Origin of the sequence: Streptomyces sp. NPDC000345, assembly GCF_042898825.1 — a bacterium.
Lineage (GTDB): Bacteria > Actinomycetota > Actinomycetes > Streptomycetales > Streptomycetaceae > Streptomyces.
This window is the reverse complement of the sequence record NZ_JBIAZE010000001.1, coordinates 343,287-359,296: the sequence shown is the minus strand read 5'-3', so window position 1 is coordinate 359,296 and position 16,010 is coordinate 343,287. Positions and strand designations below refer to the sequence as shown.

Annotated in this window: 13 protein-coding genes; 7 read left to right on the top strand and 6 right to left on the bottom strand. The window is 71.9% G+C overall.

Features of this window, described 5'->3' with window-relative positions; all coding sequences use genetic code 11:
* The first annotated feature begins 14 nt into the window (after window positions 1-14).
* The 4 genes from ACFY30_RS01650 to ACFY30_RS01635 all read left to right on the top strand — a co-directional run bounded on the left by ACFY30_RS01650 (window position 15) and on the right by ACFY30_RS01635 (window position 4,263).
* Window positions 15-218 carry an SPOR domain-containing protein gene (locus tag ACFY30_RS01650; protein WP_390658475.1) on the top strand — a complete coding sequence of 68 codons (204 nt, stop codon included), beginning with the start codon at window positions 15-17 and terminating at the stop codon, window positions 216-218.
* Window positions 219-264: 46 nt separating this feature from the next.
* Entirely contained in the window at window positions 265-660 is a 396-nt protein-coding gene (locus ACFY30_RS01645) for a (deoxy)nucleoside triphosphate pyrophosphohydrolase (RefSeq protein WP_390843186.1), read from the top strand.
* A gap of 265 nt (window positions 661-925) precedes the next feature.
* Entirely contained in the window at window positions 926-1,354 is a 429-nt protein-coding gene (locus tag ACFY30_RS01640) for an ATP-binding protein (RefSeq protein WP_390843185.1), read from the top strand.
* Window positions 1,355-1,602: 248 nt separating this feature from the next.
* Window positions 1,603-4,263, top strand: coding sequence for a SpoIIE family protein phosphatase (locus tag ACFY30_RS01635; RefSeq protein WP_390843184.1), 2,661 nt, complete (start codon window positions 1,603-1,605; stop codon window positions 4,261-4,263).
* 56 nt (window positions 4,264-4,319) lie between these two features.
* Here ACFY30_RS01635 and ACFY30_RS01630 read toward each other — a convergent pair whose 3' ends face one another.
* The 3 genes from ACFY30_RS01630 to ACFY30_RS01620 all read right to left on the bottom strand — a co-directional run bounded on the left by ACFY30_RS01630 (window position 4,320) and on the right by ACFY30_RS01620 (window position 9,823).
* The gene (locus ACFY30_RS01630) at window positions 4,320-5,171 is read right to left on the bottom strand and encodes an immunity 49 family protein (RefSeq protein WP_390658481.1); all 852 of its coding nucleotides are present in this window, start codon (window positions 5,169-5,171) and stop codon (window positions 4,320-4,322) included.
* An 11-nt stretch (window positions 5,172-5,182) separates the two neighbouring features.
* Window positions 5,183-8,125: a hypothetical protein gene (locus tag ACFY30_RS01625; RefSeq protein ID WP_390843183.1), complete on the bottom strand. Its 2,943-nt coding sequence runs from the start codon at window positions 8,123-8,125 to the stop codon at window positions 5,183-5,185.
* A 144-nt stretch (window positions 8,126-8,269) separates the two neighbouring features.
* A complete protein-coding gene (locus ACFY30_RS01620; RefSeq protein ID WP_390843182.1) occupies window positions 8,270-9,823 on the bottom strand; it encodes a hypothetical protein in 1,554 nt (517 codons plus the stop codon).
* 94 nt (window positions 9,824-9,917) lie between these two features.
* Between ACFY30_RS01620 and ACFY30_RS01615 the strand changes: the two genes are divergently transcribed.
* Genes ACFY30_RS01615 through ACFY30_RS01605 form a run of 3 tightly spaced genes read left to right on the top strand, consistent with a single transcriptional unit; the run spans window position 9,918 to window position 12,463 of the window.
* On the top strand, window positions 9,918-11,120 hold the full coding sequence (locus ACFY30_RS01615) for a hypothetical protein (protein WP_390843181.1): 1,203 nt from the start codon (window positions 9,918-9,920) through the stop codon (window positions 11,118-11,120).
* A gap of 25 nt (window positions 11,121-11,145) precedes the next feature.
* A complete protein-coding gene (locus tag ACFY30_RS01610; protein ID WP_390843180.1) occupies window positions 11,146-12,132 on the top strand; it encodes a phosphotransferase family protein in 987 nt (328 codons plus the stop codon).
* A 4-nt stretch (window positions 12,133-12,136) separates the two neighbouring features.
* Window positions 12,137-12,463, top strand: a complete 327-nt coding sequence (locus tag ACFY30_RS01605) for a hypothetical protein (protein WP_390843179.1) — start codon at window positions 12,137-12,139, stop codon at window positions 12,461-12,463.
* Here the strand turns inward: ACFY30_RS01605 and ACFY30_RS01600 are convergent.
* The 3 genes from ACFY30_RS01600 to ACFY30_RS01590 are packed head-to-tail and all read right to left on the bottom strand — an operon-like array spanning window position 12,444 to window position 16,005.
* Window positions 12,444-13,214: a succinate dehydrogenase/fumarate reductase iron-sulfur subunit gene (locus tag ACFY30_RS01600; RefSeq protein ID WP_390843178.1), complete on the bottom strand. Its 771-nt coding sequence runs from the start codon at window positions 13,212-13,214 to the stop codon at window positions 12,444-12,446. The genes ACFY30_RS01605 and ACFY30_RS01600 overlap by 20 nt on opposite strands.
* Window positions 13,211-15,154: a fumarate reductase/succinate dehydrogenase flavoprotein subunit gene (locus ACFY30_RS01595; RefSeq protein ID WP_390843177.1), complete on the bottom strand. Its 1,944-nt coding sequence runs from the start codon at window positions 15,152-15,154 to the stop codon at window positions 13,211-13,213. The genes ACFY30_RS01600 and ACFY30_RS01595 overlap by 4 nt, the downstream gene beginning before the upstream one ends.
* Window positions 15,155-15,171: 17 nt before the next feature.
* Complete coding sequence (locus tag ACFY30_RS01590; RefSeq protein ID WP_390843176.1) at window positions 15,172-16,005, bottom strand: hypothetical protein; 834 nt, start codon at window positions 16,003-16,005, stop codon at window positions 15,172-15,174.
* Window positions 16,006-16,010: the final 5 nt, after the last annotated feature.

Sequence of the window (16,010 nt, the reverse complement as noted above, 5' to 3'; positions counted from 1 at the left end):
GGCGGAGGGGTGCGATGAACGAGGGCACCATCTCTTTGCCCTGGCTCGTCATACGGCAGGACGACAACGGCAATCGCTACCGCGTGGGCCGGTACGCCACCCGCGCCGAGGCCCAGAAGATCGCGGACAGCCTCGACAGCCGTGGCCACAAGCAGCTCTACTGGGTCGAGCGCATCGGCCAGGGCCGGCCCCAGAGCGGAGACGGCACCCGGAACTGACGTGCGCCGGCGTCCCGTAGGCTCCGCCGCATGACCGAACGGATTCGTGGTGGTCGGAGCCGCCCTCCTCGACGGCGGCCGCCTGCTCGCCGCGCGCCGCAGCGCACCCCCCGACCTGGCCGGCCGCTGGGAGCTGCCCGGTGGCAAGGTCGAACCCGGCGAGCGCCCCGAGGCGGCCCTCGTCCGTGAACTGCGCGAGGAACTCGGCGTCGCGGCCGAGGCCGTTGAGCGCGTCCCGGGGGAGTGGCCCCTGAGGGCGCCGTACGTCCTGCAGGTGTGGACCGCCCGGCTGCGCCCCGGTTCCGCCGCCCCCTCACCCCTGGAGGACCACGACGAGCTGCGCTGGCTCGCCCCCGGTGAGATCTGGGACGTGAACTGGCTCGACCAGGACGTCCCCGCCGTACGTGAAACGCTCGCCCGGCTCGGCACAGGAGCGCGCTGACACGGCCCGGGGCGTAGCGCACGGAGCGGGAAGGCGCCTGCGGCCGTAGCGCACGGAGCGGGAAGGCACTGCGGCTGTACCGCATGGAGCCGGAAGGCACTGCGGCCGTACCGCACGGATGCGGAAGGCCCCTGCCGCCGTACCGCACGGAGCCGGAAGCCTCTGCGCACCGCGGCGCCGCGGTGCGGCCGCCCGGGCCCGGGGGCGCGGTACTGCCCACCGGATATCGGGTATGGGCCCATTAACCCCACGAAACCGGACATGGGTGGACTCGCTGTCCTGGGAAGTGATCGGTGTGATCGACACCGAAGGCGACCGCGCCGAGTGGACGTTCCCGGCAGATCCCGGCGCGGTGCGCACCGCCCGCCGTGTCGTCCGGAGCCAGCTGAGCAACTGGGACCTCGACAGCCTGGGAGACATCGCCGCCCTGCTGGTCAGCGAGCTGGTGACCAACGCGCTGCGGCACGCCACCGGCCCCATCGGTGTCCGGCTGGTACGTCCGGCCGGCCTGGAGGACGTCCTCCTGGTCGAGGTCTCCGACCCGCTGCCGGTGCCGCCCCGTGAGCGGGCCGCCCGGCTCGAGGACGAGAGCGGCCGCGGGCTGCAGCTCGTGGCCTCCTCCTCCCGTCGCTGGGGCACCCGGCCCGGGGAGGGCGGGAAGACGGTCTGGTTCGAACTCGCCGTGCCGGGTTGATCCGTGTACAGCGGGCGTCGCCGTGTCACCCGTCCGGTTCCGGTCGCCGACCGGTCTCGGTTGAGGTGGTTCGACCCCGTGCCCGCTGGTTAGAAGACTGGAAGTGTTGTCGCGGAACGGTCCAAAAAACGCCTGGACCGTGCTGTGATCGTGAACACCGTGTCATGCGGCGCCGTAGTGCTGGATACTGCGGGCAGCCGCCGCCGGTGACCGGTGCCGGGCGCGGTGAGCTGGAGGGGACGGTTCGCGTGAGCGAGATACCAGCGAAGGCCACGGAGTCCGAGGACCCGTCGGACGGCGCGAGGGCCAGGGCCACAGGTGCACTCGCGTCGCACACTGCCGATGCCTCGGATCCCGTGCACGACGGTCTCGCGGAGGGCGAGGCGACTCCCGGGGACGCCATATGGCAGAGCAGCCCGCCCGGATCCATCTACGACTACATCAAGGTCGCCTCCTTCTCGATCGGTCCCGACGGGCTCGTCGACCAGTGGAGCCTGCGCGCCGAACAGATCTTCGGCATCCCCGCAGACCGGGCGGTCGGCATGGATCCCATCGCGGCGTTCATCGACCCGGACCTGCGCGAGCGCGGCCAGCGCAAGATGGCCGAGATCCTCGACGGGCGGGAGTGGACCGGCGTGGTCCCCTTCCGGACGCCGGACCCGGTGCCCGGCGGCGGGCGCGGCGAGAGGGGCCTCGCCGAGGTGTACGTCATGCCGACGCGCAGCCTCGACGGCGAGAAGGCCGCCGTGTGCATCGTCGTCGACGTCCGCACCCTGCGCAGCATCGAGACCGACCTCGCCGCCTCGCAGGCAATTTTCGGCCAATCCCCGTTCGGCTTCCTGCTGATCGACCCCGACCTGCGGATCCGCCGCGCCAACCAGCGGTTCTCCTCCATCTTCGGCGGCACCCCCGACGACCACCGCGGCAAGGGCGTCCACGACTATCTGCCCCGGCCCGAGGCCGACCGGGTCAGCGCCACCCTGCGCCGGGTCCTGGAGACCGGCGACTCCATCACGGACATGCACGTCACCGGCTTCGTGCCGGGCTCCGACGAACGCCGTCACTGGTCGATCAACCTCTACCGTGTGCACAGCGGGACCGGCCGCCCCATCGGCGTCGCCTGGCTCGGCACCGACATCACCGCCCGCCGCGCCGCCGCCCGCGAGGCCGCCGCCGCACGGCGCAATCTCGCCCTTCTGAACGAGGCGGGCGCCCGCATAGGGAACTCCCTCGACCTGGAGACCACCGCGCGCGAACTCCTCGACGTCGTGGTGCCCGGCTTCTGCGACCTGGCCACCGTCGACCTCTACCAGGGCCTCCTGGCCGGCGACGAGACCCCGCCCGGACTCGCCGACGGCAGCGCCGAACTGCGCCGGGTCGCCTTCTCGTCCGCCGTCTCCGACACCCCCTACGCGGTCGACGGCGCGCCCGTCCCCGTCGGAGCAGTCCACCACTTCGCGTTCAACTCGCCCTGTGCGGACGTCCTGCGCACCGCGCGGCCGCAGGCCATCCCCGGCGAGGAGGGCGGCCTCGTGCAGTCCACGCTCGCCATCCCGATGGTCGCCCACGACACCGTCGTAGGCCTCGCGCAGTTCTCGCGGACCAAGGGCAGCGAGCCGTTCGGGGACCGGGACCGGGACCTCGCCGTGGAACTGGCGGCGCGCGCCGCCGTCTGCATCGACAACGCGCGGCTCTACCGGCGGGAGCACGAGCGGGCGTTGATACTGCAACGGTCACTGCTGCCGCCCGGCGACCCGGTCGCCTCCGGCCTGGACATCGCCTGCCGCTACCTGCCCGGCAACGCCTCCACGGGCCGCCCCAGCGAGGTCGGCGGCGACTGGTTCGACGTCATCGAACTGCCCGGCCACCGCACCGCGTTGGTGGTCGGGGACGTGATGGGACGAGGGCTGCGCGCCGCGGTGGCGATGGGCGAACTCCGCACGGCGGTCCGCACCCTGGCCCTCCTCGACCTCGAACCGGCCGAAGTCCTCTCCGCGCTGGACGAGATCGCGCGCGGACTCGGCACCCCCGGCGGCGTCCAGCAGGCCACCCGCGCCGCCCGCCGCCCCCGCGAGGCCGACCTGTCCGAGGTCTATCTCGCGACCTGCGTGTACGCCGTCTACGACTCGGTGACGCGCCGCTGCACCTTCGCCAACGCCGGCCATCTGCCTCCCGTCCTGGTCGAACCCGGTGAGCCGGCACTGATGCTGGACGTGCCGCCCGGCATGCCGCTCGGCGTCGGCGGGGAGCCCTTCGAGGAGGTGGAGGTCGACCTCCCCGAGGGCGCGCTGCTCGCCCTCTACACGGACGGCCTGGTCGAGTCCCGCGACCATCCCCTGGACGAGGGTCTGCAGGCCTTCGTCGGGGCGCTGACGGACCCCTCCAGCCCCCTGGAGGACGTCTGCGACCATGTCCTCAACACCCTCGACACGCACCACGGCGAGGACGACCTCGCGTTGCTGATGGCACGTGTACAGGGCCTGCCCGCCGAGTCCGTCGGCGACTGGACGCTGCCGCGCGAGCCGCGCAGCGTGGGCCGGGCCCGGGAGTACGCGCGCGGCCAGCTCCAGTCCTGGGACCTCGAAGCCCTCGTCGACACCGCGGAACTGCTGGTCAGCGAGCTGGTGACGAACGCACTGCGGTACGGCGAGGGCGAGATCAGGCTCCGTCTGCTGCTCGACCGCACCCTGGTCTGCGAGGTCTGGGACGCCGGCCTGGTCCAGCCCCGCCGCCGCCGCGCCCGCGACACGGACGAGGGCGGCCGGGGCCTGCAACTGGTCGGCCTCCTGAGCGCCGCCTGGGGCTCCCGCCGGACCCCGCGCGGCAAGACGGTCTGGTTCGAACTCCCCCTACCGGACGGCGAAACAGGCCTCACGGATCCGGCGGAGGCGCTGCTGAGCCTGTTCTAGCGGGCCTGACGCCCGAGTGCCTTCACCATCCCATCGCGGCTTCGCCCGACCGGGCCTCAGGTGGGGAACTCGCCCAACCAGTTGCGTCCCAGGAGGGTTGCGGGCAGGTACTCGGATTCGACCTCGATGGGGACGCCCGCGTCGTGGGCGAAGCACGCCATGGCGAGCGGGGCGAGGGCGACGAGACCGGAGGCCTGGAGAGAGCGGCTCTCCTCGGTCCAGTACTCCTTGTGCCACTGGAGGGCGTTGGTGAGTGCCCGGTTGAAGCCCGCGTTGTCCTTGCGGACGAAGCGGTGGAACATCTCCATCGGCGGGTAGAACAACTTGCCCGCGGTCTCGGGGTCGGTCGCGGCCGCGGGGTCGGTGCCGTCGACCGCGGCGACCAGTTTCGGGCCGAGGTCGGGGCCGCCGCGCCAGTAGGTCTGGAGGGTGTCGATCCAGGCGTAGTGGTAGGAGTCGAAGCGCTCGCCGTTCTCCCTCAGCAGGTCCAGGGGGACGTCGCACAGGGCGGTGATCCGGTCCCGTTCCCGGCACACCACCGCCAGGTAGAAGGCCGAGAGCCAGGAAGCCGGGGTCACGTACCACTGCGGGCCGGTGGCCTGCAGGGTGCGGTCCTTGTGCGCGATACGGCACTGCACATGGTCCTCGGCCGTGGTCGCGGCGGCGAACACGGCGGAGCCGACCTGCATCGCGGTCACCCAGGCGTCCCACGTCGGGTAGATCGACCCGCGCGGGTCGAGGAGGCAGCGCGACTGGGCCAGAATGAGGGTGGTGCTCTGGGCGTCGCCCAGATCAGTGGAGTCCGCCTCCAGCCCTTCGATCAGTTCCTCTGCGTTCTCCTGGAGCACGGCGAGGCCTTCTTCCGCGTTCCCCGTGGGCAGGGGAGGGCGGGTGATGTTCGCGACCAACGCGTCACTCCTTAGAAGAGCTTGAAATGCTTGAGCTCGGCCCCAGCATACTTACCAGCGTTCTCGGTGGCCTGGACGAGGACGTACTTGAGGGTCTTGTTCTTGAGGGCTTTCCCGATCTCCTGGGCGTACTTGGCGTCGTTCGGCGAGAAGGCGGCGCGCTCCTTCATGTCTGCCAGGATCGTCCGGACGTACTCGACGGTTCCCTGCTTCACCATCGTGCCGCTGTCCCGTGCACCGTTGCCCTGACGCCACTCCAGCCGCGCGTTCGGCCCCTTGGCCTCCACAATGACGAGATTGCCGTCCTTGTCACGCCAGAGCTGGTCGAACCTCTTGGACCCGTTGGGCGTCTCGGGAAGGTCGGTGATCTCCTTGGCGCCCGCGAACTCCGGCTGCTGGAGCATATGCCGACGTGCGGCCTCCTCTCCGAGGGCCTCGCCGAGCTTGCTGTTGTTGGAGACGCCTTCACCGACCGTGTTGTCGAAGTGTTCCCGTGCATCTGCGAGGGCCTTCGCCGCCTCGTCGGTCTGGAGATCGTCGAAGGCCTTCTGGGCAGCGGTCAGCTCCATGCCCGCCACACGCTTGGCGGATACGTCGTCGAGGTGCGCCAGGTTCTCCGGTGGGACCGTGTCCCGGCCTCTCTCGAGCGGGTTGAGGTCGAACCTCTCCGGGCTCGCGTACGGCAGGTCGTCGGCGGCCATCCAGCCGCCGCCCGGCTTCTCGACAAGCTTCGGGAGCAGTTGCCCGTCCACCAGTTCATCGGCGCTGTTGCGCTTGCCGGGTCCCCACTTGTCATAGTGCTCCGCGCGCCAGGCCGGGTCCTCGTTGGCCAGCCGGACGTGCTCGCGGGTGATGGCCGCCCGCTCCGCCGGCGTCCTCTCGTCGGCCGGCTTGTCGCGGGCCGCCTCGTACTCCTCGCGGTGCCGTGCCGCGTCGTCGGCGCCGGAGGCCGCGTCGTCCGCGCCCCGGGCCGCGTCGTCCGCGCCGGAGGCCGCGTCGTCGCCGAGGTCGCCCAGGTCGTCCAGGCCGCTGCCGGGAGGGGTTTCCGGGCCGTGGCCGGGGAGGTCGTGGCCGCCGCTGCCCGGGAGGTCGTGGCCGGTGTGCCCCGGGGTGCCGGTGTCGGTGGCGTGGCCGCCCGGCACGTGATCGCCCGTCGACGTGCCCGGCACCGCGTTGTCCCCGGTGCCGGCCGGGGCGTGGGTGTCCACGCTGTTCGTCGGCAGGTTGTCGCCGGCGTGGCCGCCGGGGAGGTGGTCCGCGGTGCCGCCGGGGAGGTTGTCGCCCAGCTGGGTGCCCGGCAGGTGGTCGCCGGCGTGGATCGTGGGAAGGTCGCCGCCCGCGTGGACGACCGGTGTAGTGGTCGCGTCGTCGCCCGCGCGGCCGACGTCGCCGAGGCCGTCGTCGAGGCTGTTGCCCAGGTTGATGTGCTGTCCCGCGTTGCCGGCGGTGTGGGCGCCCGCGCCGGCCAGCGCCGGCTCCCTCACCGGGGAGTCCACCCGGGGGACGTCCGAGCCGGAGCCGGGGGGACGGGTGCCGGGCTGGTCGACGATGTCGCCGGGGCCGTCCTCGGCCTGCTTGAGGACGGTTCCGTTCTCGTCGAGGAGGTTGCCCTGCGGGTCGTAGTAACGCGCCGGTGCGCCCTCGTCCGTGGGCAGCTTGACCGAGCCCTCCGGGATCGCCGGGGTGTTGTCGGGCAGCTTGACAGTGCCGTCGGGGAGTTTCGTCGCGCCCTCCGGGATCGCCGCACCCTCCGGCAGGTGCACCGTGCCGTCGGGCAGCTTGACCGAGCCCTCCGGGAGTTCGATCACCGTCTCCGGGAGCTTGGGGATGTCGATGTTCCCCACGCCCTTCAGCGCCTTCGTGATGTCACCGATCTTCGACAATCCTGCGCCGGCACCCTTGGCGATGTACGTCATCGGGTCGATGACCTTGCCCGCCTTGCCCGCCACCGACAGGACCTTGGCGACCGCGCCCGCCTTGCCCGCACCGGCCGCCGCACCACCCGCACCACCGGTGAAGACCGTCGTCAGGACGTTGAAGGTCACCGCACCCGCCGCGCGGCCGGGGTTCTTGCCCCACTCGTCCCACGCCACCAGCGCCTTGCCCGTCTCCTTCATCGCCGTGCGCGAATCACGCAGCCAGGAGGGAAGCTTGTCGTCGGGCAGCAGCCAGAACGCCGTACCGATCCCCGGCATCGACGTGATCACCAGACCCGTCGCCAGCTGCGCCAGGCCCTTCCACGCCTGGCCCATCGCGTCCCAGCCGCCGAAGCCCACCAGCGTGCCCAGACCCTTGATCGTGCCCCAGACCCCGTCCACGATCAGGCCGTCCCACACGAACGACTTCACCCAGTGGCCGACCTCGTACCAGTGGTGCCGCTCCTCCACCGGGTCACCCCAGGGAAGCTTCGCGTTCTTGAGGTCCTCGGCGTTGAAGCCGTACTGGTCGCTGCGCTCCGAGCCGTCGCCCGCGACCATCTGGGTCCCGCCCCAGATCGCGGTGATCTTGTTGTGACAGGTCCGCTCCGCCGCCCAGAACGCCGCCACCGTCGCGGTGATGTCGTCCCGCAGCTGGTTGTGCTCGTCGACCTTGTCCTCGTCGTACTCCCACTCGTCGTCGTCCTTGACCGACGCCACGAACGTCGACGCCTTCGTCTTCAGCTCCAGCAGCTTCGACACCAGCGGACGGATCTCCGTCGCGTACGAGGACAGCGCCGTCGACACCGTCTCCAGATCCGTCGCGAAATCGTCCGCACGGTCCTTCACCGGCTTCGTCGTCGCGAACAGCTGCTCCGCCTCCGGCGCGTGATAGAACGCCGACAACCCCTGGAACTGGGAGTGCACATCACTGCCCGTGGACCGGACGTTGCCCGCGTCCTTCTTCAACGCGGCATGGTCCAGCTCCAGTTGGAACAGATTGCCGGTGAACTGAGGAATCTCCTCCGGCTTGATCACGCCCAGCACACCCCCGTGTGTCCGTCTCTCGCCCCGCCGAAATTACTCACGACAAGATCGGATCATCATACAAAAGGGTACTGACGGTGCCTCGGAATCGTCACCGATCCGCCACAACTGGAGTCGATTTCAGCGCACTTGGCCTCAGCGGCCGCCGAATCCCAGCGGGGGCAACCCGCCGTCGGCCGCGTCACCCGGGAGGATTCCGCCGAGGACCGCACCGGCCGTCCCGGTCGCGTCGGAGCCGCCCGCCACCCCTTCCGGCGCGCCGGCCACCGGGTTTCCGCGCAGGCGTACGTCCTGCTCGGCCAGTTCCCGTGCCTCCAGCGCCAGTTCGTCGGCGCGTCCGGCGTCGGCCCGCGTCCCGGACACGAGAAGCCGCCGCGCCTCCGCGAGCCGGGTGCGGGCCGTGGCGCCCACCGCGCCCCGGTGCGTCGTGACGAAGTCGTCGGCGGCGGCGGTCGCGGCACGGGCGACGGACAGGGTGGCGGCCGGCAGCACTCCGGACCGCCCCGACGTCAGCGGTGCGGTCGCCCGTACGATCCGGCGCAGGACGTCCAGCGGGTCGTACGGCTGCCTCGACGTCAACTCCAGCCGTACGGAGGCCAGGACGGTGTCGGCGTGGAGCAGCCGGGGGTGCGGCTCGTCCGCCTCGGGCGGGTGCCGCCGTACTGTCGCGAGTTCCGCCTCCGCGCCGGTGAGCGCCGCCGGCACGGTCGCCTCGGCGTCCCGCAGCTCGGCCGCCGAGCGGTCGACACCCTCGATGAACACCGCCGCCTGGGCGACGGCGGCCTCGGCGGCGCGCAGATATTGGGCCGCGTTCTCCGATTGACCGGAATCGCCCGCCTGGCGGGCCAGGTTGAGCCGGGCGGTGGCGAACAGCAGCCGGTCCTTGGCCTGTTCGACGTTGCCGGTGAGGAAGGCGGTCGCGGTGGGCGCGTATCGCCGCGCCAGCTCGGCGAGGAGGGTCTGGGCCGCGCCGGTACGGCCGGTCAGCTCCCGGAAGCGCGCCTCCGCGTACGGCAGGGCCGCCTCCAGGTCGCGCAGGTCCGCGAAGTCACCGGCCACGGCGTCCAGTCGCCGCCCGGCCTCCTCGCACCGCCCGACGATCCCCGCGAGCGCGTGCCGCCGGGCCGCTTCCTCCACCGGTATGCCCTCGTCGTACCGCTGCCGCATCCGGAAGGCGGCGGCCAGTTCGCCCTCGGCGTTCCGCAGCGCATCCTCGAACGGGGCGACCGCCTCCGCGCCCAGGAGTCCTCCCGCGAAGCCGAGTTCGGCGCGGGCCGTGCGGAGCCGGTCGTCGGCGCGGACCAGGGCCGCGCCGGCCTCCGCGTCCGCTCCGGCCAGGGGCGGCGCCGCACTCACGGGCGGCGGACCGCTCACCCCTCCGGGAGTCGTCCGCTCGCGGGCGCGCCGCACCCGGCGTACGTACCCGTACCCCGCGACCGCGCCCACCGCGCCGCCCACCACGAGCGGCAGCACCAGATCCGCCGTGGACGTCCCGTCCTCCTCCGCTGCGGCGGCGCTCGCGGCGGGCACCGGCGTCTTGATCGCAACCGGCGCGTCCCTCACGGACGTCATCGCAGGCAACACCAGCCACACCACCCCGGCCGCACCGCCCACCAGGGCATGCGTCACCCGCACGGATATGTGCGCCTTGGCACGCCGTGGCCGGCCCCGATGCATGGATGACGTCACATTTCGGAGCGTATGGCCGTGAATGCGGCCACGCGAGCGGGATACGCCCGAGACGGGGGTGCCGGGGCGGGTGACCACTGAAGGGGGAACGGGGATGGCGCACGACAGGACCACGGACGCGGACGACACGGACGTGAATGGGGACAGGGACGCGGCCGCGGACGCGCAAGGGGACGCGGGCGGGAAAGCGGAGCCCGACCCGGGCGCCCGGCAAGACGCCGAGCCGCAAGCCGACCCGCAAGCCGACCCGCACGTCCCGCAGACCCCCCGGCCGCCAGGGTCACGCCCCCGGCCCCGGCTCCGCCGTCTGCGCCGCCACGCGCTCGCCGCCGTCCTGCTGCTCCTCACGCCGGTCCTCGCCTCCCAGATCGCCCTCGGCGTCAACTACCTGGGCGACCCGGCCGACGGCACCCGCACCCGGAACAAGGACGCCATCTGGCTGGGCCACGCCTGGGTCGACGGACGGAAGGACGACGCCGACGTCAAGGCCCTCGCCGGCCGGCTGCGGGACACCGGGATGCGCGATCTGTACGTCCACGCCGGTCCGCTCGAACACGACGGCACGCTGCCCGCGACGGCCTACGCCAGGGCGGCCTGGTTCATCACAGCCGTCCACCGGGAGGCGCCCGGCGTACGGGTCCAGGCCTGGCTGGGGGACAGGCTCGCCAGTGAGAGCCCGAACGGCATGCGGCTGGAGCGGGCGGCGACCCGTGCCGCCGTCGTGCGGTCCACCCGCGAGATCCTCGCCGTCGGCTTCGAGGGCGCCCACTTCGACCTGGAGCCCCTCCACTCCGGCGACCGGAACTACCTCGCCCTGCTCGACACCCTGCACGAGGTCACCCGCGCGCGCGGCGCCCAACTCTCCGTCGCCGCCCACCAGATCGATCCCGTCCCCGGCTTCCACTCCTTCTGGGGGACGACCACCGGGCACCCCAAGTGGTGGTCGCAGCGGTTCTTCGGCCAGGTGGCCCGCCGCGTCGACCAGATCGCCGTGATGTCGTACGACACCATGCAGCCGCTGGAGAGCACCTACGGCGGCTACGTCGCCCAGCAGACCTCCCTCGCGCTGGAGGTCACCCCGTCCTCCACGGACCTGCTGATGGGACTGCCCTTCTACCGGGAGAACCGTTTCGGCCACTGGGCGCACGCCGAGACGGTGGCCGCCGCCGTCCGGGGCGTCCGCCTGGGCCTGTCCCGCACCGACGCCGACCGCGAGAACTTCGGCGTCGCGGCGTACGTGGACTTCACGGCGACGCAGACCGACTGGGCGTCGTACGAAAAGGGGTGGGTGCGCTGAGGGCGTCGGCGCGACACTGCGTCCCATGGCCCGACAGCACCTCACCACCGCCGACCTCGCGCCCCTCGCCCGCGCCGCCGCGGGCGGCCACCGTACGCTCGCCGGTGTCACCCGGCTGACCGGCGGCAGCAAGAAGGGCGTCTACCGGCTCACGTACGACGACGACACGACGGCGATCGCCTACGTCTGGTCGCCGGAGGAGGACTACTGGGACCGCACAGCCGCCCCCGACCCCCGCCGCCCCCTGTCGCCCGCCACCGGCCTCGGCCTCTTCGCCGCCGCCCACGACCGCCTGGTCGCGGCCGGTGTCCGCACGCCCCGCCTGCTGTTCGCCGATCCCGCGGGCCGCCACCTCCCGGCGGACGCGGCCGTCGTCGAGGACGTGCGGGGCGCGAGTCTGGAGGAGGCCCTGGAGCGGGACCCGGACGCGGCCGCCGGGACCCTCGGCCGGCTCGCCGGTGAGCTGAGCGCCCTGCACGCCTGCGTGGGGCCCCGGCTCGGGAAGGTCGCCGTCGTCGACGCCGGCGGGAGCTCGCTCGGCACCACAGCCGCCGGCATCGTCCTCGAGGGCGCCCTGCGTGATGTCGAGGAGGCCGCCCGACGGGACGACCGTGTCGCCGTCGTGCGCGAGGAGCTCGCCGGGCGCCTGCGCGCGCTCGCCGCCGCCGTCGCGCCCCGCGACCGGCACACCCTCGTCCACGGCGAACTGGGGCCCGACCACGTCCTGGTGACCCCGGACGGCGAACCGGTCCTCATCGACATCGAGGGCCTGATGTACTTCGACGCCGAGCACGAACACGTCTTCCTCGCCCTGCGCTTCGGCGAGTGGTACGACCGGCTCCGCGCGCCCGGCCTGGACGAGGACCGCCTCCGCCTCTACCGCCTCGCCCTGCATCTGTCCCTCGTCGCGGGACCCTTGCGCCTGCTGGACGGCGACTTCCCAAATCCTGGTCCGATGCGGGACATCGCCGAGTCAAATCTCTTGCGGGTGCTGGAGATCGCGGGACCATGAGCACATGCACCGGATTCTGGTGGCCGTCGCCGTGGTGTGTGTGACGGTGATGGGGGCGGCCGGCATCGCGGCGCTGTGGACGGGCTGGACGCCGAGGTCCGGCCGGGGCCTCGTGCTGCGGCCGAAGATGTGGGGGACCGGAGTCCTGCTGAGCGCCTTCGGCCTGACCGGCTTCATGTTCCTCCGCCCGCTGGGCGCCATGCCGCCCCCCTTCCCCTGCCTTCCGCTCGCCGGCATGGCACTGAACCTCGTGGGCCTCGCCCTCCAGAGCCTGGCCCGGCGCCCGGGGCGCGCCGCCCACCCGCCCTCGGCTACGAGGACCGTCTCCTGATCTTCGACCCCAGCCACACCAGCGGGTCGTACTTGCGGTCGACCGCCCGCTCCTTCAGCGGGATCAGCGCGTTGTCGGTGATCCTGATGCCCTCGGGGCACACCTCCGTGCAGCACTTGGTGATGTTGCAGTAGCCGAGGCCGTGCTCGTCCTGGGCCGTGCGCTTGCGGTCCAGGCCATGGTCCTCGGCCGCGTCCAGCGGATGCATGTCCAGCTCGGCCACCCGCATCAGGAAGCGCGGACCGGCGAACGCCGTCTTGTTCTCCTCGTGGTCGCGCACCACATGGCAGGTGTCCTGGCACAGGAAGCACTCGATGCACTTGCGGAACTCCTGCGGCCGGTCCACGTCCTCCTGGAACATCCGGTACTCGCCCGGACCGAGGCCCTCGGGCGGCACGAACGCCGGCACCTCGCGCGCCTTCTCGTAGTTGAAGCCGACGTCCGTCACCAGGTCCCGTACGACCGGGAAGGCGCGCAACGGAGTGACGGTGATCGTCTCGGCCCGGTCGAACACCGACATCCGCGTCATGCACATCAGCCGGGGACGCCCGTTGATCTCCGCCGAGCACGAACCGCACTTGCCCGCCTTGCAGTTCCAGCGGACGGCCAGATCGGGCGCCTGGGTGGCCTGGAGGCGGTGGACGATGTCGAGGACGACCTCGCCGTCGTTCACCTCGACCTCGAAGTCCTCCAGGCCGCCGCCCCCCGCGTCACCCCGCCACACCTTGAAGCGGGCCTCGTAGCTGCTCACTCGTACAGCTCCTCTTCGGTGAGGTACTTGACCAGCTCCTCCTTCTCGAAGAGGGCGAGCAGGTCCGGGCGGACGGGGTCGGTGGTCTCCCGTACGAGGTGGATCTGGCCGCGCTCCGGGTCGGTGGCGGCGAGACCGCCGGTGGGGTCGGCGAGCCGGCACAGCAGGTTCACGTTGCGCCACGCGCGGTCCATCGTCGGGTGGTCCTCGCGGGTGTGGCCGCCGCGGGACTCGGTGCGCTCCAGCGCGGCCCGCGCCACGCACTCGCTGACCAGCAGCATGTTCCGCAGGTCCAGCGCGAGATGCCAGCCGGGGTTGAACTGCCGGTGGCCCTCCACCCCGGCCCGCCGGGCCCGCACCCTGAGCTGCGCCAGTTTGCGCAGGGCCTGCTCCATCTCGCCCTCGCGGCGGATGATGCCGACCAGGTCGTTCATGGTCTGCTGGAGCTCCTGGTGGAGGGTGTACGGGTTCTCGGCGGGGCCGGCCGGCTCCTCGCCCCGGGTCTCCGCCTCGGCCGAGAAGGGGCGCAGGGCCTCCGCCGCCGCCGAGTCGATCTGGACGTCGTCCACGGGCGGGCGCTCGTACGCCAGGCCGGCCGCGTACTCGGCCGCGTGCAGCCCGGCGCGGCGGCCGAAGACCAGCAGGTCGGACAGCGAGTTCCCGCCGAGGCGGTTCGAGCCGTGCATGCCGCCGGCCACCTCACCGGCCGCGAACAGGCCCGGCACCCCGCGCGCCGCGGCCGTGTCGGAGTCGACCGCGATGCCGCCCATCACGTAGTGGCAGGTCGGCCCCACCTCCATCGCCTCCGCCGTGATGTCGACGTCGGCGAGCTCCTTGAACTGGTGGTACATGGACGGCAGCCGCCGCTTGATGACCTCGGCGGGCATCCGCGTCGACACGTCCAGGAAGACCCCGCCGTGCGGGGAGCCCCGGCCGGCCTTCACCTCGGCGTTGATCGCGCGGGCCACCTCGTCGCGCGGGAGCAGTTCCGGGGGCCGCCGGTTGTGGTCCGGGTCCTCGTACCAGCGGTCGCCCTCCTCCTCCGACTCGGCGTACTTCTCCTTGAAGACGTCGGGGACGTAGTCGAACATGAACCGCTTGCCGTCGGAGTTGCGCAGCACCCCGCCGTCCCCGCGGACGGACTCGGTGACGAGGATGCCCTTCACCGACGGCGGCCAGACCATGCCCGTCGGGTGGAACTGCACGAACTCCATGTTGAGCAGGGGCGCGCCCGCCAGCAGCGCCAGCGCGTGGCCGTCGCCCGTGTACTCCCACGAGTTCGAGGTGACCTTGAAGGACTTGCCGATGCCCCCGGTCGCGATCACCACGGCGGGGGCTTCCAGGACGAAGAAGCGGCCGGTCTCGCGTTCGTAGGCGAAGACACCAGACACCCGTGAACCGTCCTTCAGCACGCGGGTGACCGTGCACTCCTGGAAGACCTTCAGCCGGGACTCGTAGTCACCGGTCTCGCGGTGGTCCTCCTGCTGAAGTGCGACGATCTTCTGCTGGAGGGTGCGGATCAGCTCCAGGCCGGTGCGGTCGCCCACGTGCGCCAGCCGCGGGTACTCGTGGCCGCCGAAGTTGCGCTGGGAGATCCGTCCGTCCTTCGTACGGTCGAACAGCGCGCCCCAGGTCTCCAGCTCCCACACCCGGTCCGGGGCCTCCTGGGCGTGCAGTTCGGCCATCCGCCACTGGTTGAGGAACTTGCCGCCGCGCATGGTGTCGCGGAAGTGGACCTGCCAGTTGTCGTGCTCGTTGGCGTTGGCCATCGCCGCCGCGATGCCGCCCTCGGCCATCACCGTGTGCGCCTTGCCGAACAGCGACTTGCAGATCACGGCCGTACGGGCGCCGCGCTCACGGGCCTCGATGGCGGCGCGAAGGCCCGCGCCGCCCGCGCCCACGACCACGACGTCCCACTCCTGCCGGTCGACCACGGACATCAGAAGGCCCCACTCCTCTAGAAAAACCTCGGATCGTCGAAGACACCGGACGCGACCAGGTACACGTAGAAGTCGGCGAGCGCCACGCTCACCAGCGACGCCCAGGCGAGCAGCATGTGCCGGGCGTTGAGCTTCCCGACGAACCGCCACGCCCGGTAGCGCACGGGGTGTCTGGAGAAGTGCTTCAGCTTGCCGCCGACGATGTGCCGGCAGGAGTGGCAGGAGATCGTGTACGCCCAGATCAGCACGATGTTGGCCAGGAAGACCAGGGTGCCCAGGCCCATGTGGCCCCAGGCGTAGTGCTCGTCGCGGAAGGCGAGCACGGTGTCGTAGGTCAGGATCCCGGCGACGACGATCGCGGCGTAGAAGAAGTAGCGGTGGATGTTCTGCAGGATCAGCGGGAAGCGGGTCTCACCCGTGTAGGTCCGGTGCGGTTCGGCCACCGCGCAGGCCGGGGGCGAGGCCCAGAAGCCCCGGTAGTAGGCCTTGCGGTAGTAGTAGCAGGTCAGGCGGAAGCCGAGCGGGAAGATCAGGATGATGATCGCGGGGGAGATGCCCCACCAGCCTCCGAAGATCTCCGCGTTGGGGCCGGCGTGCATGGGCCGGCAGTTCTCCGCCAGGCAGGGCGAGTAGAACGGCGAGACGTAGGGGGCCGCGTAGTAGTCGGTGTTCGCGAAGGCCCGCCAGGTCGAGTAGACGATGAACGCCAGCAGACCGGCGGCGGTGGCGGCGGGGGCCAGCCACCAGCGGTCGGTCCGCAGATGGGGGGCGGCGATCGCGGCACGGCCCGCGCCGCGTACGCCGCCCGGGGGATGGGGGTCGGTCGATGGGGGTTCCGTACCAGTGGCCAATGCAG